At 36.3% G+C, this 26,564-nt stretch carries 24 protein-coding genes and 1 pseudogene; 5 read left to right on the top strand and 20 right to left on the bottom strand.

All coding sequences use genetic code 11. The features are described from left to right. Positions 1-39: 39 nt before the first annotated feature. The 8 genes from PVV66_RS01270 to tpiA all read right to left on the bottom strand — a co-directional run bounded on the left by PVV66_RS01270 (position 40) and on the right by tpiA (position 7,498). The gene (locus PVV66_RS01270; RefSeq protein ID WP_273718646.1) at positions 40-492 is read right to left on the bottom strand and encodes a TM2 domain-containing protein; all 453 of its coding nucleotides are present in this window, start codon (positions 490-492) and stop codon (positions 40-42) included. 383 nt (positions 493-875) lie between these two features. Continuing rightward, complete coding sequence (locus tag PVV66_RS01265) at positions 876-1,307, bottom strand: TM2 domain-containing protein (protein WP_273718539.1); 432 nt, start codon at positions 1,305-1,307, stop codon at positions 876-878. A 386-nt stretch (positions 1,308-1,693) separates the two neighbouring features. Beyond that, positions 1,694-2,101: a TM2 domain-containing protein gene (locus PVV66_RS01260; protein ID WP_273718538.1), complete on the bottom strand. Its 408-nt coding sequence runs from the start codon at positions 2,099-2,101 to the stop codon at positions 1,694-1,696. Positions 2,102-2,215: 114 nt separating this feature from the next. Beyond that, on the bottom strand, positions 2,216-3,484 hold the full coding sequence (gene eno, locus PVV66_RS01255) for a phosphopyruvate hydratase (protein ID WP_273718536.1): 1,269 nt from the start codon (positions 3,482-3,484) through the stop codon (positions 2,216-2,218). Between the two features lie 71 nt (positions 3,485-3,555). After that, entirely contained in the window at positions 3,556-4,392 is an 837-nt protein-coding gene (gene kdsA, locus PVV66_RS01250; protein ID WP_273718534.1) for a 3-deoxy-8-phosphooctulonate synthase, read from the bottom strand. 36 nt (positions 4,393-4,428) lie between these two features. Continuing rightward, entirely contained in the window at positions 4,429-6,057 is a 1,629-nt protein-coding gene (locus tag PVV66_RS01245) for a CTP synthase (RefSeq protein ID WP_273718532.1), read from the bottom strand. Between the two features lie 140 nt (positions 6,058-6,197). After that, complete coding sequence (secG, locus tag PVV66_RS01240) at positions 6,198-6,650, bottom strand: preprotein translocase subunit SecG (protein ID WP_273718530.1); 453 nt, start codon at positions 6,648-6,650, stop codon at positions 6,198-6,200. 83 nt (positions 6,651-6,733) lie between these two features. Further along, the gene (gene tpiA, locus PVV66_RS01235) at positions 6,734-7,498 is read right to left on the bottom strand and encodes a triose-phosphate isomerase (protein WP_273718528.1); all 765 of its coding nucleotides are present in this window, start codon (positions 7,496-7,498) and stop codon (positions 6,734-6,736) included. Positions 7,499-7,652: 154 nt separating this feature from the next. Between tpiA and PVV66_RS01230 the strand changes: the two genes are divergently transcribed. Continuing rightward, entirely contained in the window at positions 7,653-9,542 is a 1,890-nt protein-coding gene (locus PVV66_RS01230) for a peptidyl-prolyl cis-trans isomerase (protein ID WP_273718526.1), read from the top strand. A gap of 1,122 nt (positions 9,543-10,664) precedes the next feature. On the opposite strand, the gene PVV66_RS01225 is transcribed toward PVV66_RS01230, so the two are convergent. The 3 genes from PVV66_RS01225 to yajC form a co-directional block, all read right to left on the bottom strand. Next, complete coding sequence (locus PVV66_RS01225; protein WP_273718524.1) at positions 10,665-11,522, bottom strand: phytoene/squalene synthase family protein; 858 nt, start codon at positions 11,520-11,522, stop codon at positions 10,665-10,667. 860 nt (positions 11,523-12,382) lie between these two features. After that, positions 12,383-12,769, bottom strand: coding sequence for an Mth938-like domain-containing protein (locus tag PVV66_RS01220; RefSeq protein ID WP_273718523.1), 387 nt, complete (start codon positions 12,767-12,769; stop codon positions 12,383-12,385). A 477-nt stretch (positions 12,770-13,246) separates the two neighbouring features. Beyond that, entirely contained in the window at positions 13,247-13,708 is a 462-nt protein-coding gene (yajC, locus tag PVV66_RS01215) for a preprotein translocase subunit YajC (protein ID WP_273718521.1), read from the bottom strand. Positions 13,709-14,335: 627 nt separating this feature from the next. Between yajC and PVV66_RS01210 the strand changes: the two are divergent. Beyond that, positions 14,336-14,541: pseudogene (locus PVV66_RS01210) on the top strand (phage antirepressor Ant); the annotation flags it as partial. Positions 14,542-14,650: 109 nt separating this feature from the next. Here PVV66_RS01210 and PVV66_RS01205 read toward each other — a convergent pair. From PVV66_RS01205 to PVV66_RS01175, 7 genes are all read right to left on the bottom strand, one after another. Continuing rightward, the gene (locus PVV66_RS01205; protein WP_273718519.1) at positions 14,651-15,832 is read right to left on the bottom strand and encodes a M23 family metallopeptidase; all 1,182 of its coding nucleotides are present in this window, start codon (positions 15,830-15,832) and stop codon (positions 14,651-14,653) included. Positions 15,833-16,000: 168 nt separating this feature from the next. After that, on the bottom strand, positions 16,001-16,660 hold the full coding sequence (locus PVV66_RS01200; RefSeq protein WP_273718645.1) for a protein-L-isoaspartate(D-aspartate) O-methyltransferase: 660 nt from the start codon (positions 16,658-16,660) through the stop codon (positions 16,001-16,003). A 124-nt stretch (positions 16,661-16,784) separates the two neighbouring features. Next, on the bottom strand, positions 16,785-18,062 hold the full coding sequence (gene serS / locus PVV66_RS01195; protein WP_273718517.1) for a serine--tRNA ligase: 1,278 nt from the start codon (positions 18,060-18,062) through the stop codon (positions 16,785-16,787). 77 nt (positions 18,063-18,139) lie between these two features. Next, positions 18,140-18,922 carry a twin-arginine translocase subunit TatC gene (gene tatC / locus PVV66_RS01190; protein ID WP_273718516.1) on the bottom strand — a complete coding sequence of 261 codons (783 nt, stop codon included), beginning with the start codon at positions 18,920-18,922 and terminating at the stop codon, positions 18,140-18,142. Beyond that, on the bottom strand, positions 18,919-19,353 hold the full coding sequence (locus PVV66_RS01185) for a twin-arginine translocase subunit TatB (protein ID WP_273718513.1): 435 nt from the start codon (positions 19,351-19,353) through the stop codon (positions 18,919-18,921). Before PVV66_RS01185 ends, tatC begins: the two co-directional genes overlap by 4 nt. 56 nt (positions 19,354-19,409) lie before the next feature. Continuing rightward, a complete protein-coding gene (tatA, locus tag PVV66_RS01180) occupies positions 19,410-19,721 on the bottom strand; it encodes a twin-arginine translocase TatA/TatE family subunit (RefSeq protein WP_273718511.1) in 312 nt (103 codons plus the stop codon). A gap of 1,024 nt (positions 19,722-20,745) precedes the next feature. Beyond that, positions 20,746-20,889, bottom strand: coding sequence for a hypothetical protein (locus PVV66_RS01175; protein ID WP_273718510.1), 144 nt, complete (start codon positions 20,887-20,889; stop codon positions 20,746-20,748). A 218-nt stretch (positions 20,890-21,107) separates the two neighbouring features. Here PVV66_RS01175 and PVV66_RS01170 point away from each other — a divergent pair, with 218 nt between their 5' ends. The 3 genes from PVV66_RS01170 (at position 21,108) to pgsA (ending at position 25,323) form a co-directional block, all read left to right on the top strand. Further along, positions 21,108-21,971: a 23S rRNA (adenine(2030)-N(6))-methyltransferase RlmJ gene (locus PVV66_RS01170; protein WP_273718508.1), complete on the top strand. Its 864-nt coding sequence runs from the start codon at positions 21,108-21,110 to the stop codon at positions 21,969-21,971. Positions 21,972-22,683: 712 nt separating this feature from the next. Further along, the gene (gene uvrC, locus PVV66_RS01165) at positions 22,684-24,669 is read left to right on the top strand and encodes an excinuclease ABC subunit UvrC (protein ID WP_273718643.1); all 1,986 of its coding nucleotides are present in this window, start codon (positions 22,684-22,686) and stop codon (positions 24,667-24,669) included. 72 nt (positions 24,670-24,741) lie between these two features. Next, positions 24,742-25,323, top strand: a complete 582-nt coding sequence (gene pgsA / locus PVV66_RS01160) for a CDP-diacylglycerol--glycerol-3-phosphate 3-phosphatidyltransferase (protein ID WP_273718506.1) — start codon at positions 24,742-24,744, stop codon at positions 25,321-25,323. Between the two features lie 305 nt (positions 25,324-25,628). Here the strand turns inward: pgsA and ndk are convergent, their stop codons facing one another. After that, entirely contained in the window at positions 25,629-26,051 is a 423-nt protein-coding gene (ndk, locus tag PVV66_RS01155; RefSeq protein WP_273718505.1) for a nucleoside-diphosphate kinase, read from the bottom strand. A 400-nt stretch (positions 26,052-26,451) separates the two neighbouring features. Further along, positions 26,452-26,564: autotransporter outer membrane beta-barrel domain-containing protein (locus PVV66_RS09705; protein ID WP_404977270.1), on the bottom strand; the 113-nt coding region annotated here is incomplete at its 5' end.

Below are 26,564 nucleotides of genomic sequence, written 5' to 3'. Positions count from 1 at the left end.
GAATAACCCACTTTCTATATTATAAATATTGGATATCCTCTAAGTTGTGATTTTACACCCATCTTTGTCCTTAAAATTTCCTGTTAAAATGACTATAAAATCAATCAATACCCAAGGTGTAATTATCAAAAAAATTCCTATAAGCCCTACCGGCATAAATATTACACTTATTATACTTATTACACTTATTATATTTATAAGAAGCATTGCAATGCCCGTTCCAACTTTACCAACCATAAAACGATGAAGTCCTAGTCCACCTAGAAAAAAACAAACGACCGCTAACGTCACTTTTGATTGCTGTGACTGACCTTCAGTCAAGATAGGGAAAATAGATTTAATGGTATCCCCTTCACACACAAAATCAACGACGTCACCAACTTTCGGCGGCGTTTTTCCTGACCAATCCCAATTCGCAAACTGATAGCGCTTACCATCAGCCCCTGAAATGAAATAATCTCCTTGATCATGACCAATAATCTTACCTTTCATCTTCACCACCTATAAAATTGTTATTCATAAAGAAGCTTTTCTTCTAATATGATAATATGTTGAATAAACCTTACTGCCTGAATACAATCTGTATTCACCGTGATATATGACAATTTAAAAAGCTTAAAATCCCCCAACAACTTAAAATTCCCGCAATTATAAGTGGTAATATAAAGCACGCTGTTCGATTTGCACTTTCTCTTTTTTCATATGAAATAGTACAGTCTTTTTCAATAGTTTTATTTAAATATTCATAATTTTCTTTAATATTTCACATTTAAAGACATAGACTAAAATAATTTATATTATTAAATTAATATATTGACAACATTAAAAGTAAAGAAAATTCTTAGCTCTTTACATTTTATATTATTCTAAAATTTCTACCAATTTATAATTTTATCCCCATTTTCATCTCTAAAATATCCCGATAAAATAACTATAAAATCAATAAATGACCAAGGCCCAGTTATTAAAAGTATTCCTATCCCCATAGTAAATGGTATACTTAGTAGGCTTATAAGAAGCATTACAATGCCCGTTCCAACTTTACCTGCCATAAAGCGATGAATTCCCAACCATCCAAAAAACCAACAAACAAGTGCTATCGCCAATCTTGATTTTTCTGACTGTGATTCACTCAAAAGAGGGAAAACAGATTTAACAACATCATCTTCATATACAAAATCAACGGCATCCCCTACCTTTGGTGTTTTTTTTCCTAACCAATCCCAACTCGAAAATTGATAGCGCTTACCGTCAGACCCTGAAACAAAATAATCTCCTTGATTTTGACCAATAATCTTACCCTTCATCCTTACCCACCTATAAAGCTGCTCCTCATGTGTTATTCATAAAGAGATTATTATCTGATAATATGCTGATTAACCTCACTGCGTAAATAAAACGCATAGAAACCATGATACATGATAAATGTGGAATTGAAATAGCTTGGAGCCCCCCCAATAATTAGCGCTTTCCACTGCTATAAGCTGCAGCCCAAAGTACACTTTAACCGATTTGCGTATTTGTTTCACCCATATAAAATAGCACAGTCTTTTTCAATAGTTTTATTTAACTGTGCATATTTTTCTTAATATCTCACATTAAAGAAATAGAGTACAATAATTCTGCATTATGAACTTAATATATTTGTAAAAATAAAAAGCAATTCCCTGCTCTTTACATTATTATAAGATTTTTACAAATCTGTAATCTGATTCCCATTTTTATCCGTAAATTTTCCAGCAAGAATGAGTATGAAATCAACAATTGCCCAAATACCAGTAATCATCAATCCAACAACAGATAAAGATAACACAAGCATTAAAACACCCGTCCGAACTCTCCCAACCATAAAACGATGGACACCAAAGATCCCTGCAACCCAACAAAGAAGTGCAAACATTATCTTGGAATTCTCTGTACTTGGTCTCAACAACGGAAAAACAGAACTGACCACACCGCCTTCACAGACAAAATCAACAGTATCACCAATCCTGGGCGGTTTCTTTCCTAACCAATCCCAAGTCGCAAACTGATAACGCTTACCATCATCACCCGAAACGAGATATGTTCCTTGATCTTGACTAATAATTATACCTCTCATCTTAATCCCTATAAATTTAAATACCTATAAAATAATTGCTCTATGCCTTTGATAAGACAGCTCAATTTCATGATCTAAATGATCTTATACTTTCATATTTCGTGCTCACAACGATTAACGATATATATCACCCGCATAACGTGCTTGAACCCCTAGCATTTCTTCAATACGAATAAGTTGATTGTATTTTGCTAATCTATCCGAACGTGCCAGAGAACCTGTTTTAATTTGTCCACAATTCGTTGCAACCGCAAGATCTGCTATGAAAGAATCCTCTGTTTCGCCTGAGCGATGAGATATAATGGCACGATAACCTGCTTTATGGGCGACTTCTACAGCATCAAGTGTTTCACTCAATGTCCCAATTTGATTAACTTTTATGAGAATAGAATTGCCTACCCCCATCTTGATACCCTCACGCAAACGCGCTGAATTTGTTACAAATAAATCATCGCCAACAAGCTGACACTTATCTCCAATTGTATCAGTGAAGAGCTTCCAACCTTCCCAATCATCCTCTGCCATTCCATCTTCAATGGTAACGATAGGATAACTTTTCACAAGGTGCGCCAGATAATCTACCTGTTCTTGGATGTCACGACATTTTCCCTCACCTTTATAGAAATATGAACCATTTTTATAAAATTCAGTGGAAGCACAATCTAAACCAAGTGCAATCTGTTCACCTGGTTTATATCCACAAGCCATGATAGATTCCATAATAAAATCAATTGCTTGATCTGCACTTTTAAATTGAGGTGCAAAACCACCTTCATCACCAACATTGGTATTATAACCTGCATCTTTTAAACGCTTTTTCAACGTATGAAAAATTTCAGCACCATAACGGATGGCTTCTTTCACGCTAGGGGCTCCTACCGGAATAATCATAAACTCTTGAAAATCAATCAAGTTATCAGCATGAACGCCACCATTAATAATATTCATCATAGGTGCTGGAAGAATATGCGCTTGCGGTCCACCAATATAACGATACAAAGGTAAATTTAATGAGTTCGCGGCGGCTCTTGCAACAGCCAATGAAACACCAAGAAGTGCATTGGCACCAAGACGGGCTTTGTTTGGCGTTCCATCTAAAGCAATCATTGCTTGATCAATAGCGATTTGGTCTCTGGCATCCCGCCCACCAAGTTCTTCAAGAATTACGCCATTGACTGCAGCAACCGCTTTTTCAACACCTTTCCCTTGATAACGCAAACCACCATCACGAAGTTCTATAGCCTCATGTGCCCCCGTTGAAGCCCCTGAGGGAACCAGAGCGCGACCAAAAGCGCCATTTTCCAAATAAACATCAACTTCTACCGTTGGATTACCACGGCTATCCAGAACTTCACGTCCAATGATATCGACAATTATAGTCATCTGTATTTCCTTATCCAATCAAAGCCGCGATTCATTTCTAATGTCCTATTCATAAAATATTTTTTCTCTTCTTAATTCAACTTCTTTGACAGATCATCAAACTCCATTAAAGTCTCAAGCAATCTTTGTAAATCGTCAATTTTAACCATATTGGGTCCATCAGAAGGTGCATGATCTGGATCTTGATGTGTTTCTAAAAAAATACCGGCGACCCCAACAGAAACAGCCGCACGCGCTAAAACTTCAACAAATTGACGCTGTCCACCAGATGAAGCTCCCTGCCCTCCAGGTTCTTGAACGGAGTGTGTTGCATCAAAAATAACAGGAGCCCCAAATGAACGTAAAATAGGCAACGAACGCATATCCGAAATCAAACGATTATAACCAAATGATGTACCGCGCTCACAAAGCATAACATTGGGATTACCACTGTGAACAACCTTTTTTAAAACATTCTCCATATCCCACGGCGCCAAAAACTGACCTTTTTTAATATTAATAACACACCCTGTTTTGGCGGCTGCGATCAAAAGATCTGTTTGACGACATAAAAAAGCAGGTATTTGTAAAATATCAACCGTAGAAGAAACAATTGTACATTGCTCTTCGGTATGCACATCAGTCAATATAGGACAATCAAACTCTTTTTTTAAATCAGAAAAAACAGCCATTGCTTTTTCAAGACCAATGCCACGTGCCGCACTCAAAGAGGTTCTGTTGGCTTTATCGTAACTTGATTTATAAACAAATCCGATACCAAGCTGATCGGTCATTGTCTTAATACGACCAGCCATTTCAAAAGCATGATCGCGACTTTCCATTTGACATGGCCCTGCAATTAATGAAAGAGGCATTTCATTTGAAAAAATAATATTTCCAACTTTTACACGCGCATTTGGTTTCGTCATTTTATCCCTCAAAAGCAAAGTAACCAAATTTATGCCTTAAACCAATCGACTTTGTTCTACAGCGGCTTCAATAAAAGAAGAAAAAAGTGGATGTGGATCAAAAGGGCGTGATTTTAGTTCTGGATGATATTGAACACCAATGAACCATGGATGATCTGCATATTCTATTGTTTCCGGCAAAACGCCATCGGGAGACATGCCAGAAAAAATCAAACCACACTGTTCTAACTTATCTTTATAATCAATATTGACCTCATAACGATGACGATGTCGTTCAACAATCTTTGTCATCCCATATATTTTAGCAATATGACTTTCTTCTTTTAATTCAGCAGCAAAAGCACCAAGGCGCATGGATCCGCCGAGATCACCATTTCTTGTCCGCCTTTCAAGAACATCACCTTTAAGCCATTCTGTCATTAAACCTACAATTGGATTTTCTGTTTCGCAAAACTCACTTGATGAAGCATTCTCAATCTGCGCAATATTGCGCGCAGCTTCTATACAAGCCAATTGCATTCCAAAACAAATCCCTAAAAATGGTATTTTACGCTCTCGCGCAAATTGAATGGCTCGAATTTTTCCTTCTGCCCCTCGAGCCCCAAAAGCCCCAGGAACCAAAATTCCATGCGCTTTTTGTAAAGCTAAAACGGAATCTTCTTTTTCAAGAAGTTGCGAATCAATCCACTCAATATTAACTTTCACTTTATTCGCTAAACCACCATGCGCAATCGCTTCAATAAGAGATTTATAAGCATCCTTTAAGCCCGTATATTTTCCTACAACAGCAATCGTAACTTCTCCTTCAGGGTGGTGAATGCGATGCGTAATATCTTCCCACCGATCCATCTGAGGAAGAGGGGACGAATCTATCCCAAAAGCGCAAAGAACTTCAGAGTCTAAACCCTCTTTATGATAGGCCATGGGAACATCATAAATTGTTGGCATATCTAATGCCTGAATAACCGCTTTGGCGCGAACATTGCAAAAAAGTGATAATTTGCACCGCTCTGTTTCTGGAATAGACCGATCTGCACGCACAAGCAAAATATCAGGAGAAATACCAATTGATTGCAATTCTTTGACAGAATGTTGTGTTGGTTTTGTTTTTAATTCACCTGCCGAGGGAATATAAGGCATTAACGTAAGATGAACATAAACGACATTTTGTCGGGAGAGTTCATTCCCAAGCTGACGAATCGCTTCTAGAAAAGGCATAGCTTCAATATCACCAACCGTTCCACCTATTTCACACAAAACAAAATCAAATTCTTCATTGCCCGTCGTAATGAATCGCTTAATTTCATCTGTAACATGAGGAATAACTTGAACTGTTGCCCCCAAATAATCACCCCGCCGTTCTCGTTCAATGATATTGCGATAAATACGCCCTGTTGTAATATTATCCTGGCTATTTGCAGAACGCCCAGTAAAACGCTCATAATGACCAAGATCAAGATCCGTTTCCGCACCATCATCGGTCACAAAGACTTCACCATGTTGATAAGGCGACATCGTCCCTGGATCAACATTTAAATAAGGATCAAGTTTGCGAAGGCGTACACGATAGCCACGTGCCTGTAATAACGCCGCTAACGCTGCCGCTGCGATGCCTTTTCCAAGGGAAGAAACCACACCACCAGTAATAAAAACATAACGTGCCATGGGCTTATGGTGATAAGCAATTTATAATAATTTTTCCAGCAAAAAATACAAAAAGAAACAGTTTTTCTTCTAAAATAAAATAAACAAATAAAAAAGGTGAAAAAATCACCTTTTTAAAAGTCTATATTTTCTCTAAAGAACTATTTTGTACTGTTATCTGGAACTGTACTTTCAAGAACCGGTGGAACTGGGGTTTCCACTTCAGGATTTGTAAGCGATTTTTGTTCCTGCGAAGAATCCGAAGTGCCCCCTAACTGTTCAAGAATAGAAGGTTGAGACTCACCATCTGATGATGGAACTGATTCTGAGCCTTTATTGGTAGAATTCTGCTCTGAATTAACCGGTATACGCTTTAAAATATCAGAACTAGAATTTGATATACTTCCCACAACAGTCAGTGCAATGGACACAACAAAAAAACAACAGGCTAAAATAGCCGTCAAACGTGTTAAAGGATTCCGAGATCCACGGGTTTTCATCAGCCCTGAGCTATTACTCACACCGAGCCCACCGCCTTCTGAAGGTTGGATTAAGATCACCCCAACCAAAGTAATTACAATCAATAAGTGAATAACAATAAGTACTGTTTGCATAAACCCTGCTCTTCAAATAACTCTTTCATAAGCTCTTTACACATAAATAACACACAATCCAAGGGGGAACTCAAATTTCTCTGCTATAATTTACGACAAACATCGCAAATCGTTAAAAAATCAATCGCTTTTAAGCTGGCTCCACCAATCAAAGCCCCATTAACATGAGGAATACTTAAAAGCTCAAAGGCATTGGATGGCTTTACCGATCCACCGTAAAGCAAACGTATTTTGTTTCCTTCATCACCAAAACGAGAGCACATCTTATTACGAATGAAATGATGCACTTTTGCAATATCTTCTGAAGTCGCCGTATTGCCAGTACCTATCGCCCAAACAGGTTCATAAGCGATAATGGTATTTTCTGCTATTGTATCATCTGGTAAAGAGCCTTCAAGCTGCTGCACAAGAACATCCAGTACTTTATTATTATTGCGCTCCTCTAATGTTTCACCAATACACACAAGAGCCACAAGACCTGCGCGCCACGCTGCTTGCACTTTAGCACAGACAATTGCATCATTTTCTTGATACACTGTACGACGTTCCGAATGCCCAATAATGACATGACTTGCTCCCGCTTCTTTAAGCATAAAAGCTGAAATATCGCCCGTATAAGGACCATGATCGTCAAAGTGACAATTTTGTCCTCCTAAAAGGAGATTTTCACCATTCAGCGTATTAGAAGCACGCGATAAAAGCGTTGCAGGAACACAAATGAGCGCTTCAAATAGATGACCGAAATCAGAGCTAACGCCTGTAGCAATAGCGCGCAATTCTCCAAGCGATTCTCTCGTTCCATTCATTTTCCAATTTCCAGCAAGAAAAGGCCGAATATTTGGAGACATATTTTCACCTCAAGAGCTCTTATAACACTTTATTTATTTGTAGTATCAAATTATAAAACGAAAGCAAGTCTTTAAAAGCTTGCATCTTTCGTCTCTTTATTGCAAATTCCATTACTGCTTTGATAATAACTTATGTTTAAAATGGAATTGAACAATGCTTGACGTCATAAGAAGTGCTACAAATTCTTGGATTTTCAGAATTTTCCTTGCTATTTTACTCTTATGCTTCATTCTTTTATGGGGAATACCACACTTACACACAAAAAGCGAAAGAGATCTTATTACTTCTGGAAAGTCCATAGTTACTATCGATGATTATCGTCTCGCACTTGCCGATCAAAGCGCACGTTTAGCACAGGCGGCTCATCTTGGACGAATGTTTACACCAAATGAAATGCAACAATACCAAATTCCCGCTTTTGTGTTTAATCAATTGCAACAAAATGTACTGCTTGATGAACAAGCCCGTAAAATGAAAATAAGTCTTTCAAAAGATACAATCGCTCATACGATTGGTTCTGATAAGATGTTTCAGATAAATGGCACTTTTGATAAAAATTTATTTTATAACTATCTTCAGCATTTACGGATCAGTGAAAGTGCTTTTCTTAATTATTACACCAAACAAGAAAAGCGTAACCAACTTATTGCAGCTTTACTTTCTGATATGAAAGCACCCGATCTCTTTTATAAAGCACTTGCTCTTTATCAAGGAGAAAAGCGGAGCGCTGATTATCTCGTTATTGATCTAAAAGAAAAGCAAATAATTGCTGATCCTGATCACGAAACACTACAAAAATGGTTTGAAACACATCAAAGTGAATTTCGCGCTCCGGAATACCGTACTGTCTCTTTGCTATCGATGGAACTTAATGATTTCGTAAAACCTAAAGATATCTCAACAGATGAGGCAAAAGCCTATTATACTCAAAATGCTTCACGTTTTGTAACGCCTGAAAAGCGTACATTCGAAGAACTGCGATTCCCCACACGCGAAAAAGCCGATAATGCAGCAAAAAAAATAGCCGATGGATTGAGTTTTGATGAACTGGTAAAAGCTGAAAAAAAGACTCTTAATGACATAAAAAAAGGGCCTCTTGCAGAAAATGAACTGCCTAATCATCTCGCATCTGAAATTTTTGAACTCCAACAAGGGCAGGTCAGTCCTGTAATAAATGACTTACAAGGACCTGTTCTCATTCGCGTTACACATATTGAACCTTCAAGCTCTCTTCCTTTTGAAAGTGTAGAAGAAAATATTCGCCAAATACTTGCCAAAAATCGTGCGACTGGTGATATCCGTAACAATTATGTCGCCATTGAAAATGCTCGTTTTGAAGGTGCTTCTCTCAAAGAGCTTGCTGACCAATACAAATTATCTCTGCGCACAATTACCCTTGATAAAACGGGCAAAACGCTTGAAGGTGCAATTCTCACGGATTTACCTCAAAAAGATGCTTTACTCAATGCCATCTATCAATCAAATGAAGGTGTTGATCTTGATCCTCTCTCTTTTCAAAATGGTGGATATCTCTGGTATAAGGTCGATAAAATTATTCCTGCCCGCGATAAAACACTTGAAGAAGCTAAGCTCGATGTTCTGTCTCAATGGAAAAGTGAGGAAATTCAGCGCCTTCTTGATGAAAAAGCCCAAAATGCTCTCAAACAGCTTATGGAAGGAAAAAGTCTTGTTGCTCTTGCTCAGACACTTGGTGTTACAAAACAAACAACACCACCCCTCCGGCGTCAAGATCCCTCTGAAATTCTTGGTGTTGAAGGGGTTAAAGCATTATTTTCTGCTCCCCAAGGTCATTATGGCATTATAAAAGGTCCGGTTGCAACAAATCGTATCATTTATCAAATAAAGTCTGTAACGATGCCTAAAGATATCACGCCTCATACTCTTTCACCTGAGGTTCGGGCGAGTATAGATATGATGATCAGAGAAGATCTCAAACTAGAAATGCTACAAATTGCCAATAAAGAACATCCTTTGGAAATTAATAACAAAAATTATAATCAGATCTTTAACGCTCCCCAATAAAAAGGATATACATAATTTAAAAAGCTTATTTGATAGAGTTTTTTATCAGCACTTCATCTATCGTTGAAAAGGTAAGATCGATCTCTTGTTTGCTTATATCTTAAGATTGGCATTATAATGAGCTCTCTCGTAAATCAGCGTATGTGTGAATTTGCGAGAAAATAGTCAATTGAATGTAGAAGCTCGTTTTTTTTCAACGCAGTAAGCAATATTATCCATCCAAATTAAGCGATAAATTTCGCCCCTATTCTCATTCATTTACAGCTCGTCGTATTGCTCGCTCTTAATATTCATTCATAAGGGATCTTATTGCTTCTTCCTGAAATGATTTTCATTGACACACCCAACTCATGGAAAAAACCACTTTAAAATTCATTATAAACATGATTTAAAATAGGAAAATCTCTTCTTTTCAGAGCTCTCATTCAATATGAGAAAAAAACAAACTTCATGATAAATCAATATTTTTATATATCATAACAGTCATATAGCTTCTATGGCTTCATCATTTTAATTTCTCAAAATGAGCATTTTTTATAGACTTAATAGGCAGCCAAGATAACTTCTCTCATAATAAAATAGAAATTATATTTCATTTACAAATAAGACGCGACCAATACATTCAGAGCACTCAATATCAAAATTTTTCACCAAATGAACCAATGTATTAAGCTTTATCTTATGTTTTCCTTTACCGTATAATGCATTGATTTATAATGATAATATAGCGTCATTCATATTGAATAAAAATCCTTAATACCATAAGCTTCTTTTATTCCAAATCTGTTTATGATTAAATCAATCAAAATCTCTCGCTTGCACGTTATAAGCGGAATTAGCGTTTGGATATACATTAAAGAAAGGGCATGCCTCTTATGAAAAGTCTCAAATGCCAAGGACTATCGTAATATTGGAAGCTTGGCCGATATAACAATGGTGCCGGCTTGCCACTCAGCCATCCAATACACTATATTTTCAAGGTCTTTAAATCTCTTACTCTTTTGCGTTCATAGAAAGAACTATATCAATGTTTTTGATAACAAAGAAATGGTTTGGAATTACAATATCTCCTTTTATTTTCAACATGAAAAAATCAGCCTAACTCTAACGTCGTCATATTCTTTATAACATCTTTGGAAAATTACCACTTATTGCTGCTCTTGTTATCAACCAATAGCGATGTATCAATAGCAAAGTTGCACTTTCTTGAAAAATTGCAGCCCCCAGCTGTAGAGCCTTTTGAAGAGAAGCCGGTATAATAACCAATGGAAGAAATGCTGGCTTAAGGGTTCTAGGTAAAGCACGAGAATACGCGTAAAATTTACTATAATGATCGCGTGATAATGCTACCATAGCTTCAACAATCTGGCCCTTTTGTTGATCACTGAGACGATGAGAATCTAAATCTTCCCTATTCACCCCTAAAGCTTTCAGCATATCAGTAGGTAAATAATAGTGATATCGTGATTGCATGAATGATAAAAGACGCAATACACCGCTTAATCCTTGAGCAATCCCTCCATGTTCATAGATATCTATAAAATCTTGTGCAACATCAGGATCTAATATCTGACAAGAAAGCTGTAAAATTATGCTTGCTGTCTCACCACAATAATACTCGAGATCATGAAGCGTTTCTATCGGATTGTGGTAAAGATCTAAAATTTGTGCATCACAATACCGTAAAAAAGCTGTCTTAGGTAAATTAAAAAGGGTCATTGCTGCCAATAAATCACTCAAAATTGGATTACTTTCACTCGTTTGCATTTCACCCGCGATAGAATCATACCACCAGCGTAATCGTATTTCTCCGATGAATGGATCATGGACACTTTCACGAATACGAGAAATCTCAGCATTAAATGCGTAAAGAGCAGCCAATGCTTTGCGCTTTTTTTTAGGTGCAAATAAAACCGATATATAGCGATCACGATCTATGTTACGTAAAATATCAAAACTATAAGGAAGAGAACCTATCATTCTGTGAGCCTATTAACGTTCCTTTTTTAGCAATTAAATTAATATTCTCTTTTTATTCATATTTAAAAATGAGAGATAAGAAAATACAACTCAGAGAATAAGATTTTTAATGTGTCTCTTAATGTATGATGAATTAAAAGTTCTTTTTTGAGTACCTTTTCTTTTCAACAAGAAAATTCTTTAAAATTAAATAAATCACTTTTTTGATAAAATTTCTCTCATAAGATTTAAGCTTTCATTTGTAGTAAAAACAGCTAAAAATGAATCGTAACATGCGTCATGAAACTTAGAGCCACAGACAATGCAAAACACTTTTTGACTGAATAGATGCCAATGCACTTTTATAGAAAATGAACTGATTACAAAAACTTAATCAAATTATTGACCTCTTCCGGCCCCCTCAAAGGACAAAGCTTCCTACCCGTACCAGTTTGTCAAAAATTCAATTGCTCTTGATAAGTTCCTACTGCTTGTGGCGAATTAATTTATAATAATAATTTATCGTTTTGTCTTTTGAATGGAAAAAACTAAGATCATATGTTTCTCTTATTTTAAATCTATTCCCTTTCACCTCACACGCAGAACGGGTGTGTAGTTACTCTTAAAAAAGGAATAAAAATGCCTCTTATAATCGCCTCAAGTGCTAGAGGCTTAATCACTGATGTGATACTCTAGGCGGCTACAGGCTAACTCAACTCTGAATATTTGCTGCTGTATTAAAAATACACTTAATGTGTTAAGTTATGTATACTTTATGTTCCTATATTACCGCCTTAAACGACGGTATTTTGCGGCACCGCAAAATAATCACACTCGTCTTTTATGCGAGATTAAAAGTATTTATTTTATTAAACAATACTTTATTCTACCGCAAATAATAACGCCGCAACAGCGCGATCTTCAGCCAATAAAACATTAAATGTACGCACTGCTGCTCCCGTACCCATTGTATCTGATGAAATACGCTTTTCCCATAAAAGGGCCCGTAACTCTTCAGGTAATCGTAATAATTCAGTTCCAGTGCCTATTAACAAAACTTCAATCTCATTTGCTTCTTCTAAAACACGAGATAGATCCCCTTGAGAGGGAATAGGCCCTACCATATCAATGCCATAAATTCCTGATGGGACACAAATAATAGAACCTCTATGGGACATATCAGCAAAACGAAATCCACCATTTCCATAAGCATCAATAGGCGCACGACTTGGAAAATGTGCTTCTCGAATTTGAATTGCATCAGACATGAATAAGCACCCTTTATTTTTGAAAATCCACTTGTCTTTTACGGCTCACTATAAAAGTTAATGGTAAGATAAAACATTGATATATTAACTATAATCCATCAGAATATTGAGGTAGAAATTTTTACTATAAAACCTTGATTGGATCATACAAAAATATGTGAAAAGTTGGCAATAAACCGCGATTAAATACTATATTTATCTACGTTTTAAAAATTTTTCTCAACTGAGTTGGCTAAAAAGTGAGAAACTTCTCTTTATAGAAATAAGGATATTGTTTAAAAAATAGGAAAATTTGCCGTAATACCCCATAATCGTAATACCCCATAATAAAGCAACTATTTTAATCGCCTACAGAAAACAAAGACAACACTCTCCCTTTCGTGATTATAAAAACCATCCCCCCTCATGAAATTGTCTTTATATTTCGATATTTTTTATAAAAATGCTTTTTAAAATAGTATAAATTGCATTCACACTTTAAGATGCATTTTCCTTATTTTCCTTTGACAGCGCTTTTTTCTCTTTAGAGATACTCACATTTTCTTCCGTTGTCGTCTTAGATTTAGACTTTTGTGGTGTTTTTGCTTTAGCATGAAGCTTTGATTTTTTTTCTGCAATCGGCTCACCTTTAACGCGCACATCGGCTAATGTTGAGCGAATAACACGAATATTCATACTCTCACCAATTTCAACCTCTAATTCACCACTCTCGTCATGAACCTTTGTAACCTTGCCAATAATACCACCACCCGTTATAACTGTATCACCGCGACGTACTGCATTGAGCATTTCCTGTCGTTTTTTCATTTGGGCTTGCTGGGGCCGAATGACAAAAAAATACATAATTGCAAAAATTAAAATGAATGGGACAGCATTAACAAATGAAATTCCACCGGAAACATCGCCTGCAACTTGAGCATAAGCGTTCGTAATAAACATTTTTATCTCCTATAGTTAAACTTCATATACTTCCCACTCTATTAAAATAAAATTCCGATTCAGAAAAAATATCCTCAAGAATTTATCATAAAAAGTAATGATGATATAACGTAATCTCAGCTTTATAAAAATGCAATAAATCCTTAAGAGACAGAATACAATAAGAAAAATCTTTAAAAAACAGATTTATTTTTCTTTATTATATATCCTACACTAGATATCCTTCTCACTCACTCAATAAATGATATAAAAAAATTTTTCTAATGGAAAAACTTTAATTTATAGAGATAATTCATTATTTCTAATTGTCGAATGATAGGGTTAAATACCGTAAAACGCTCTCATTTCAAACCCTTTGAATGAATCAAAACGATTTTCTTGCACATTACACCTGTGAAATGAACATAAAGATAAAAATTCTTTATGATAAGAAATTCAATATCTCTTCTCATGTCCCCTCTCAAATACAAGAGTATTGCGAACGTTGGGTGCTAACAAATAATATGATATGGTATATTGTTTTATACCTTCATAAACACAAAGATGATAATAGCTAACTAATAAACACAACGAACTGCTCTTTTAAACCAATGGTTTTCTGCTGACTCATTATGTTAGACATGGGGAAAACACCTTTCGATGATCGAGCGTAATGATAAAGTACATGAAGCATGTCAATACTTTATCAAATGTGAACGGCTTTGAAGAAAGGAGCAATCCCATAAATTGGTTATTCAACTCTTCAAGCATTGCTTTTTGCCTTGAAACATCTACAAAGGCAAATTGAGCAAAAAGATCATGTTATTGCAGAATTAGCACCGAAAGCAGAAGCTTGAGAAAATTTCAAACGTTCTGATGAGTGTTATTGATTTAAGAAAATAACTTGTTTTCATGAAATTTCTATAAACTATAAGCTTATTCAAATTGAATATCATCAATAAATTAGTTTTCTAAATATTTAAGAGGATCAACCGGTAACGAATTCTTACGCATCTCAAAATAAACACGTGGCGTTTTAACATTTCCAGAAACACCAGACTTAGCAATCTCATCACCCCGTCTTATCCTTTGTCCTTTGTTAACAACAAGCTGACTATTACATCCATAAATAGTGATAATATTATTTTCATGTCGAATCATAACAACATTACCCAGCTCTTTTAATCCATCTCCCGCGTAAATAACGACACCATTTTCCGCTGCCTTTACCGATGATCCTTCAGGCACTGCAATGTCTATTCCTCGATTCATTATGGTTCCTTTTTTTTGACCAAACTGGCTTAATAAACGCCCTCGTACTGGCCAACGCATTTTAGAAATTCCTGTGGCTTGCGGCGTCCTAATATTATCTGTATTCGTAACAGCACTTGATAAATCAGACTCATGGTTCAATTGCTTCATCTGTTTAGAAGAATTGTTTTCAAGATTTGATCTGTTCATCTGTGCAGAAGGTGGTATTGTTACAGGAGCTTTATATATAGGAGAAGTCTTCTTGTGCTTTATAGAAGATGTCACTTGAGATTGGAATGAAGATTCTGCTTTTGACGCTGCCCAATCGTTATGACTGGGCGGTTTGGGAGCTTCTAATGTACGCCGGCTTGGAACCACAAGGACCTGACCGATATAAATGGAATTGCTGTTTATACCATTTGCCGATTTTAAAGCCTCAACACTAACCCCTATTTGTCGTGCAATACTGAGGAGTGTATCTCCACTCTGCACAATATAAGAGTTCCGCCGAAAAATAGGAGAGTTATCCGTTTGTGAACGGGAAAGCGTTCCAAGATTACGTGGAGGAACTCCCATAACCCGACCATCAGAAGAAGCTCCCCTACCTTGCTGTGGAGAATTATAGGAAGAATTATCATCGATCCACGAATCATCACTTGGTTCTACAGGTGGCAATTCAGTGCTTTGTATCATCCCCCCACCATACGATAGCATTCGCGGATCTGTAGACATAGAGTTTGATATATTTGATTGAGATGATACCGTATGATGAGAGACAATATTAGAAAAACGTTGTGTACCAGAACTACAACCAGCAACAATAGTTGCCACCGCTAAAAAAGTTATTCTCTGAAAATTATGCCGGAAAATATTACCTAAAGCTTTTAAACACATAGTTTTGCTCACTCATCAATACTCAACTCACTCCATTAAAGCTTTTTTAAATTACCGAAGGGTTAAAATGAGATGTTTTATTCATAAATATCTTTAATTAAGATCAAAATGAATTTAACAAAAACAAAAAAAGTGAAATAATTTGCGCTATTTCTTAAATTTTAAAAATTAAAGTTTCTCCGCAATACCTTTAATAAAAGGTTGATAACGCACTTGAAAGAGTTCTAAACACTCAAATCGACACCCAATTTTTGTATAGCGCGTCACCGTTTGTACCCCTTCATCCGGTCCTATCGCCTGAATGAGAATTCCATTTTCAGCTAAAAGTTCTAAAAGCTCCTTGGGTTCATCAGAACGTGATGGCCAAACAAGAATGCGATCAAATGATCCCAAACCTGTCACACTATAACTTCCATCAATCTGCCGTATAACAATATTTTCAATGCCCAAAGTTTGAAACTTTTGGCGTGCCAAATCAACAAGCGTTTTATAACGATCAACCGTTGTCACACGGTCACTCAGACATGCCATAAGAGCAGTACAAAAGCCAGAGCCTGTACCAATTTCTAAGACACGATGCTTTTTTTTCAATGAGAGTGCCGAAAGAATCAAGAGTTGTTCTTCCAAACGTTCCATATATTCACCACACTCAAGGGGAATAACTTTATTATCATAAGCACTATTAAACCAAGGAGCAGAAACAAATTGTTGACGTGGAATTTTCTCTAATGCCGAAAAAAATCGCACGTCATCAATGCCTTTGCTACGCATTTTCAGTACAAGAGCAGCCAACTCCTCACGAAATTGTAAAATACCCTTTTGCCCCATAGTATCATTCACTCTCTTGGAGGTGCACTTTTATCATCCCTACAAACCACCTCTTTTAAAATGGCAAAATCTTGCGTTTGCATACCCTCTTTGCAATAACGCATATTGCCCTCCTTTCGCAAAATTAAGCAGCAATACAACGCATGCCTCCCATATAGGGTTGTAAAACATCTGGAACAATAATTGACCCATCAGCCTGTTGATAATTTTCAAGCACAGCAATAAGACAACGGCCAACAGCTGTACCAGAACCATTAAGACTATGAACAAAATGCAATTTTTTATCACCTTCTTTACGATAACGAGCATTCATACGACGACCTTGAAAGTCTCCACAAACTGAACAGCTAGAAATTTCACGATAACATTCTTGACCAGGAAGCCAAACCTCAATGTCATAGGTTTTACATGCTGCAAACCCCATATCCCCCGTAGAAAGAACTACTGTGCGAAAAGGCAAACCGAGTCGTTTTAATATATCTTCTGCACATTCTGTCATACGTTCCAATTCCATGAGAGACTGCTCTTCACTGGTAATCGAGACCATTTCTACCTTCCAAAATTGGTGCTGACGCAACATACCGCGCGTATCACGACCAGCGGCTCCCGCCTCTGAACGAAAACAGGGAGATAAAGAAGAAAATCGCAGTGGCAAATCTGATATTTCAAGAATTTCATCGTTGACCAAATTGGTTAAAGGTACTTCTGCTGTAGAAATAAGCCACCGACCATCTGTTGTTTGAAACAGATCTTCAGCAAACTTCGGCAATTGGGCTGCTCCGTAAACAATCTCATCACGAACAAGAAGAGGCACAGAAACTTCTGTATAACCATGCTCATTGACATGCACATCAAGCATAAATTGTCCTAATGCACGTTCTAGCCGCGCTAACGCCCCTGAAAGCACTGTAAAACGTGTTCCAGACAAACGACTAGCTCGCTCAAAGTTCATCTGCTTGAGATCTTGACCAAGATCAAAATGCTCCTTTGGTGTAAAATTAAATATTGGAGGTATCCCAAAATGTCGAATGACGACATTATCACTTTCATCTTTACCCTCTGGAACATCATCCAATGGAATATTGGGAAGTGCTGAAAGAATTTTTTCAAGACTTTCCGTCAGCTGTTTTTCTTCCGCTGTGGCAGAAGAAAGAAAGACTTTAAGCTCTTCAACTTCAGCCCTAAGGCGTTCAGCCATTTGCTCGTCAGAGATAGCTAAAGCTTGTCCTATTTCCTTTGAAACCGCATTGCGACGCTCCTGCGCCAATTGCACCTTAGCAACATGTGACCGGCGTGCAAGATCAAGTTGTATTAACCTTTCAGCTTGTGGCTCAAGACCTCTACTTGCGAGCGCTTTATCTAATTTCTCAGGATTTTCGCGAATCCACTTAATATCAAGCATCAAAATTCCTCATTTACATTATTTTTATTCTATATTGTTTTTACTCATTTCTCATCGCGTAAGATTATACACTTTTCTTAAGCGGATTTTCTTCTCTTTTCTATACCGTAAGCAATTAAAATTGAGATCTCATAAAGCGCTATTGTTGGTAAAGCTACTGCAAACATCGTAAAAAAATCCGACGGCGTTATCATTGCCGCAATGGTAAAAGAGAGCAGAATAGCCCATTTTCGTTTAGACACCAAATCATGAGACGTTAAAAGTCCAACTTTTGTTAAAAGACTAATGACCAGAGGCAATTGAAAGATCAAACCAAAAATGAGGATAAACGACGTCATAAAGCCCAAATAATCAGAAATACGCACTATAAACTCTATTTTTAAATGAGAATCTGGAAGAAATTGTTGAGAAAGGCTAAACCATAGTATTATGGGTGCCAATAGAGCATAAACAAATGCTCCTCCAATACAAAATAAAATAGGACCACCAATGAGAAATGGTAAAAAAGCTATGCGCTCATTTTTATAAAGCCCTGGTGCAATAAAACGATAAAACTGAAAAGCCGTATAGGGAAAAGATAAAATAATTCCCCCAAAGGCAGCAAGTTTCATCTTAGTTAAAAAAGTTTCCCATACTTGTGTTGATTGCAAACGAATACTCTCAGGATATCCACCTGCTATTTTCATCGCCCACTGATACGGCCATAGTAAAAAATTTAAGATATAATCTTTAACAAGAAAACACATCATAAAAGCGATCATAAATGCAACCAAGGCAGAAATAATTCGCTGACGAAGTTCAATTAAATGTTCTAAAAGTGGCGCCATATTGGCATCAACTTCATCTTTTTTTACATTCATGACACATCTTCTTTATCTTTAGAAACAACAGAAATGCTTTCAGAATGATGAGACGCTATAGAGATTGTTATATCTTTCTTGATTACCTTTTGATCACACTCCAAAACTTCTTTATCTTTTTTTGATTTATGGTGTGTTGCCTTAACATCCAAATTATCATGGATATCCTCTAATGTATTTTGAATAGGATCAAAAGTTTCTGCCAACTTCTTGCTTGAATCATTAATATCCGAAGATGTTTTTTGCAAATCATCGCTCTCGATTTGTTTTATTACATCATCAAACTGGTAACGAAGTTCATTTGCAGTTGAATACACATACGCTCTTACCTTTGCTATTGTCTTTAGTATTTTAGGTAAATCTTTTGGTCCAACGACAATGATGAGAACAAGTAAGATCACGACAAGCTCTGGTCCATCAATCCCAAACATCGCTTATACTCGACTTCCTCATAAAAAAATAATGCACAATGATGATGACGTTTTTGTTATTTGACACGCTGTTTTTTAGCAACAGATGCCTTGCCCCCTTTAGAGTCAGAAGACGCCTTTCTACGTGTTGCTGCACGTTTTACCGATAATGGCTGAGATTGTTGAGATTCTCCCTCAATTATTTGGGAACTATCAGCAATTCCAACTTTATCCTCAATACTCCCCTCTTCTTCCTTCATATTCTTTTTGAAGGCTTTAATGCCCTTAGCAACATCACCCATTAATTCAGAAATTTTACCACGCCCGAAAAGCACTAAAATAAGCAATAAAATTACAATTAAATGTGCTGGTGAAAAAATATTACCCATTACTCTCTCTAACCCTATGCTTTTAAATTTTATCTCACTTATTTATGCTTCCTCTGAAGAGAGTATCAAATATCGTATCCTCCTTGTATATTTCTTTCTCAACCGAAAAGCAATCACACGCTTTTTAATGGAAACGACGTAAACGAACTTTTATCGTCTCATCCCTTTTTAGCATATTACAACACAAACCATTCAAAAATGATAAACGACTCCCTACAAAATTCAAAAGGCTTAAAAACTTTTTTTAAGAAGCTTCCTATGATCTCTTGGACTGCTCATCTCCCTGCAAATACGGTATCCAATGTCTTTTCTTTTAAAAACGGTATCGTACATGAATTTGCAAATATCTCTTCCAAATCAACTTTACCAATGAGAATAATATCATAACCTTCCATAAAAAAATTTACATGTCTCTGAAAGTTTTTTCGAAAGTATATTCGCTGAAAGAGTTTTCTTTAACACATCATCTAATATTAAATTAGCCTCAAAACCTATCATTTTACGAATAATATTTTCAACAATTCTTTGCATTGCAGGAATCCTGTTATCAATTGTTTCATAAACAATATGAGCAATGATCGTAATCAATCAGTCAAATTTTTAAAAGGTGCAGGATCATACTTTTCTGAATATCATCATAGTTTTCTAAATATTAAGCGTGATACCGCAAGCCGGCACTCATCATCATTATATTTGCCAGTTCCCAATGTTGCGACAGCCCTTGCATTAAGACGATTCATAAGAACCATTTTTATTCCTTTCTTCTATAGTTTTTATCCACATGCTAATCCCGCTTGTAATGTGCAAACGAATGGTTTTGATTGACTCAATATAAACAGATTTGAAATGAGAGAATCTTACGGTATTCGGGACTCTCATTCAACATACAAAGCAATTAATTATTATAAATCAAAGAGTTGTAGCAATATGGACTCACTCAAAATGCGTATTAGACAACATTTATTCCGTATGATCATATCTGGGAATATGTTTTATTAATGCGTAAAATATTAATAAGAATCATTCACTTGTACATCACAAACAAGGTTAGCATAGAGAGATAAAAACTATTAAAATGGCTCTTATAGACCAACTCAAGTGTCAAGGAGGCTAGCCAATAAGTCGCAATACTAGGAATATGACGATGCCAGCTTTCATCGTTATTCATTAAAGAGCTTCCATTGAATTGTTTGCCTGCTTCTTATCCAACTTTCATATAAAAGATTTAAAATCCTAGTGAATAAATGCTCTCACGACATTAATATATATGTATAATTTTTTGATGAGAGTTTTATTTGATTTCTTCGAGAAAATTTTTATGGATATCAATTCTATTATTCTATGCTAATAATCTGATACAGTTATTCATATGATAGAGTTTTCTCCATGAATTATCGGCATATTTATCATGCTGGCAATTTTGCTGATGTTTTTAAACACATTGTTGTCACGCGCATTGTAGAGTATCTTAAACGCAAAGAAAAAGCTTTTCGCGTTATAGATACGCATGCTGGTATCGGTATTTATGACCTCTCTTCTTTAGAAGCCCATAAGACAGAAGAGTGGCGCGAAGGTGTACAACGAATTTTTTCAACGCCTATCCCAGAAGATTTAAGAGTGCTCCTTTGTCCATGGTGCGATATCATTGATACCCTCAATAAAGGGGAAAAAGAAATTGTATTTTATCCTGGATCTCCTGTTCTTATTCGTCACTTATTACGGAAACAAGACCGCCTCACCGCAATAGAATTGCACAATGAAGATTATCCTATTTTAGCAAAAAATTTTGCTGGCGATTATCAAACAAAAGTTCTGCATTTAGATGGTTGGCTTTCCTTAAATGCTCATTTACCACCAAAAGAAAAACGTGGGTTTATCCTTGTTGACCCTCCTTTTGAAAAAACTGGAGAATTTTCTCGCCTTATTGAGGGATTAATGAAAGCCTATCGCCGTTTTTCTGGAGGGATCTACGCTTTGTGGTATCCTGTTAAATATGACAAAGAAATTGAAAGTTTTCTTCACGCACTTTATCAAACAGGAATTCCTAAAATTCTACAGCTTGAAATGCGTATCCGAAAAAATTCAAGTCTACCTACAATGAATGGAAGTGGGATGATCATTATCAATCCTCCCTATGTTTTGGAAGAAGAAATGAAAAAACTCACTCCCTTTCTTATCAGCCGTCTTGGACAAGATGAAAGTGCCCAAATAACGCATAAGTGGATTCAAAAAGAACATCTATTAAGTTAGATTTTGCCCTTATATATTTTCCCTAAAAAATACCCTTTTGTAAGATATAAAGGCAATGAGATTTTATTATTTTTGTGATAATATCAACACATAATATAATAATGGCAAGCTTATAACTATTCCGTGAATCATGGAACAATAAAGCTATTGAGCAACACCCTCTTTACGCCTCATACAAGAGCAAGTTGGCGCCATCATACATTTTGCCAACCCTCAAATGTTGCAAACAGTCGTTGGCACTTGAGACGGCTCATAAGAGGCGTTTTTAGTCCTTTCTTATACAGTTTCACTCCACGCGACTCTCCCCGCTTGTAACATGCAAGAGACATGATTTTGATTGATTTAACATAGAATAGGTTTGAAATGAGAGAATCTTACGCTATTCAGAAATTTAATTCAATGTAAATAATGATAAATTATCTTTATAAATCAATTCTTTATTTCGTAATTATTTTTTCTTTTAGAAAGTTCATTCTCTTATCATCATGGATTTTTTATTCCAATGATTTTTAATGAATCAATGGGGCGTATTCATAAAGCTGTCTTAAATAATAACTCTTATATTTTTTATGAAAGATAGGCACTCTAAAATTACATTCTTATGCTATAATGTGTTATTGATGGACAAAAACTATTAAAGATATAAACAATCGTTATTTAATAAAAAAGAATATTTAATAGAGTAAACAAAAAGCATTTCTTGATAAACGGAATGATCCTAGAAAATAATACAAATTGTCTGAAAAATAAACGAGAAAAGCTTTCTTTTCTCTCTAATCTTACATGGAACAATGCCAATCAAAGCAATGGGAAAAATCAATTCCAAGGTGTCAAATTCATACAAGAGTTTGTTAGACACCTCCCGCATAAGCCGGGAGTTTACCGGATGATTGGTGAAAATGGTGATATTCTCTACGTTGGCAAAGCCCGTAATCTCAAAAAACGTGTTTCAAACTATGCACGTGAACAAGGACACAATAATCGTATTACCCGCATGATTCGTGCAACATATCATATGGAATTTATCGTTACCCACACAGAAACAGAAGCGCTCCTTCTAGAAGCAAATCTCATCAAAAAATTGCATCCCCATTTTAATGTATTGCTCCGTGATGATAAAAGCTTCCCTTATATTATGATTACAAATGATCATCGAGCACCTGGACTTTACAAACATCGTGGTGCGCGAACACAAAAAGCCCATTATTTTGGGCCTTTTGCTTCTGTTGGTGCGGTAACACAAACAATTCATGTTTTACAACGCGCTTTTTTATTACGGACCTGTGCCGATACAATTTTTGAAAATCGGACGCGCCCCTGTTTGCTTTATCAAATTAAGCGATGTTCTGCACCTTGTACCCATGAAATTAATGACAGTGATTATAAAGAACTGGTGAGAGAAGCAAAAGCGTTCCTTTCGGGAAAAGATCAATCTGTTAAAAATGATATGGTTCAAGCTATGCATAAAGCCGCAGAAAATCTTGATTTTGAACAAGCTGCTTCCTATCGTGATCGCTTATCAGCCCTTTCTCACATACAAAGCCATCAAGGTATTAATCCCCAAACGATAAAAGAAGCGGATGTCTTTGCAATTGCACAAAAAGAAGGAATGACCTGCATTCAAGTATTCTTTTTTCGTATGGGGCAAAATTGGGGAAACCGTGCCTATTTTCCTAAAGCAGATTCCTCTTTTTCCCGTACTGAAATTTTAGCGAGTTTTCTGGCCCAATTTTACGATGATAAACCCCTTCCCAAAAGCATCCTTTTATCTGAAGAAATTGAAGAAAAGGCACTTCTTACAGAAGCATTTAGTCTCAAAGCAAATCACAAAGTATCTCTCTCTTTACCCAAGCAAGGTGAACGAAAAACGCTTGTTAATCACGCCTATCTCAATGCTCATGAAGCACTTGAATATAAGCTTGCTGAAACAGCTACCCATACAAAATTGCTTCAGGGGCTTGCTGAAACATTCCAACTCCCTTTTCCTCCGCGCCGTATAGAAGTCTATGACAATTCTCATATTATGGGAACAAATTCTGTCGGTGCCATGATTGTTGCGGGTCAAATGGGATTTGTTAAAAATCAATATCGCAAATTCAACATTCGCTCAACAGATATCACGCCTGGCGATGATTTGGGCATGATGAAAGAAGTCATTAAACGAAGATTTTCACGCCTTATCAAAGAATATGATTTGCCAAATAAAAATCATGACATACAAGATCAAGAGAAAGATCTTGTTCCCATTTGGCCTGATCTTATCTTAATCGATGGTGGTGAAGGACAAATCAACAGTGTACATACAATACTTGCTGAATTACAATTAAATAACCTGATCACAGTTATTGGAATCGCCAAAGGTATTGACCGCCATGCAGGACGTGAACGATTTTTTATAAAAGGTTCCCCTCCTTTTACACTTCCCCCACGTGATCCTATCCTCTATTTTTTGCAACGTCTGCGTGATGAAGCACATCGTTTTGCCATTGGAACGCATAGAATAAAACGAAAGAAAGCAACATTCAAAAATCTACTTGATGAAATAGAAAATATCGGTCCGACAAGAAAACGTGCGTTGCTTCATCATTTTGGAAGTGCCAAAGCTGTTGCTGATGCCTCACTTGAAGATTTGAAAAAAGTTACAGGAATCTCTGTCACAATTGCACAAAAAATTCATAACCATTTTCATGAAAAATAGGCTTGTTTCATCACCTTAGCCTTGTTACGTTTAGGGGATATATTCTCTTTTACAAGAATTAAAAATAGCTCTATGAAAAATCATACTTTTTCTTTTCCAAATATTTTAACTTATGCACGAATTGTTGCAGTCCCAATGGTTGTTGCCTGCTTTTTTGTAGAAGGACGCCTACAATCAAGCGATATCGCACGCTGGATTGCCGTTTCCATTTTTGTTGTTGCATCCATTACTGACTTTCTTGATGGCTACCTTGCCCGTATTTGGGAACAAACATCCAATATTGGTCGCATGTTAGATCCAATTGCCGATAAACTTCTTGTCTCTGCCTGCTTGCTCTTGCTTGCCGCAGATACTACCATTGCCGGATGGACTCTATGGGCAGCCATTATCATTCTTTGCCGAGAAATTCTTGTATCAGGATTACGTGAATATTTAGCTGAATTAAAAGTGAGCGTTCCGGTCTCTCGTCTTGCAAAGTGGAAAACTTTTGTACAAATGATCGCTATTGTCTTCCTTTTAGCGGGGCCAGCTGGTAATAAAATTTTCCCTTACACAGTAGAATTTGGCATTACTATGCTGTGGATTTCTGCCCTCCTTACATTGTGGACAGGATGGGATTATTTTCGCGCAGGTTTAAAACACGTCATCTCATGAAATCGTCTCTTGATTTGTAATAACAATCTATCTTTCTGCAACTTAAACAAGAAAAGAGATATCGTAAATCTACGTACTTCAAATCTATTGATGATGAATCAATTAAAACTCTTCTTTTGCCCATTACAAACGAAGTTGGCGTACAAAGACATTCAAGAAGAGAATAATAGGCTCTTGCAAAAACAGTTGCAATATTAAAAGCGGAAAAAACGGTGATCTACATATCTCTCAAAGAGATCTATAATCTTGTAAACAAAAACCCGAAACATTATGTTTCGGTTTTTTGTTTCTTATTGTCGCTTTTATTAACCAACAATTTCTACCTCAGAAAACCAAAAAGCAATTTCTGTTTTTGCCGTTTCAGCACTATCGGATCCATGGACAGAATTTTCACCAATCGACAAAGCATGAACCTTACGAATTGTTCCTTCTTCTGCATCACTAGGATTTGTAGCACCCATCACTTCACGATTTTTAGCTATTGCGTTTTCTCCTTCCAAAACCTGTACAACTGTTGGACCAGAAGACATAAATTCAACCAATTCGCTAAAAAAAGGACGTTCTTTATGAATAGCATAAAATTTTTCAGCCTCACGCTTGCTCATCCACACACGTTTAGATGCAATAACACGCAACCCCGCATCCTCAAGCATTTTCGTAATTGCGCCCGTCAAATTACGACGGGTTGCATCTGGTTTAATCATCGAAAAAGTACGCTCTAAAGCCATTTCGTCACCTTTATTTCTCTTATAACATTTTCTGACTGTTTCTATAGCGAGCAAGCCGCCCTTTGCCAAGTGACTCTGCAAAAATCTACACAAATTCTCAAAAATATAGAATAAATTATAAAGAAGACTTCAATAGAAATAAAAATACCTATATTGTGTCTCCATTATATAAGATGCATATCCGCCTCTCAGTAAATGCTGAACTCCTTCTTATATTCTTCAACGCTTCCCATCAAAATGACCATTTAAGCAGTAAAAAATTATAAGAAAAAAATAACATGCAAAATTATATACCCTTTATGAAAGCTTTCTTTTTTAAAGAAGACAGATCTAGAGACTTCGTGTCTAGGTTTGAAAATCCCCACACACACTGAGATCAATCAAACAATACCCCTAATAATTAGAAACTATAACGTACCCCTATAATGCCCTGAAGAGACTGTTTTGTTTTACGCCCTTTAACATAATGCGCCTCACCATAGAACTTCAACTTCTCACTCACTAAACTGCTTA

The organism is Bartonella sp. AU16XJBT (genome assembly GCF_028618665.1).
Lineage (GTDB): Bacteria > Pseudomonadota > Alphaproteobacteria > Rhizobiales > Rhizobiaceae > Bartonella.
This window is presented reverse-complemented; position numbering and strand designations above follow the sequence as displayed.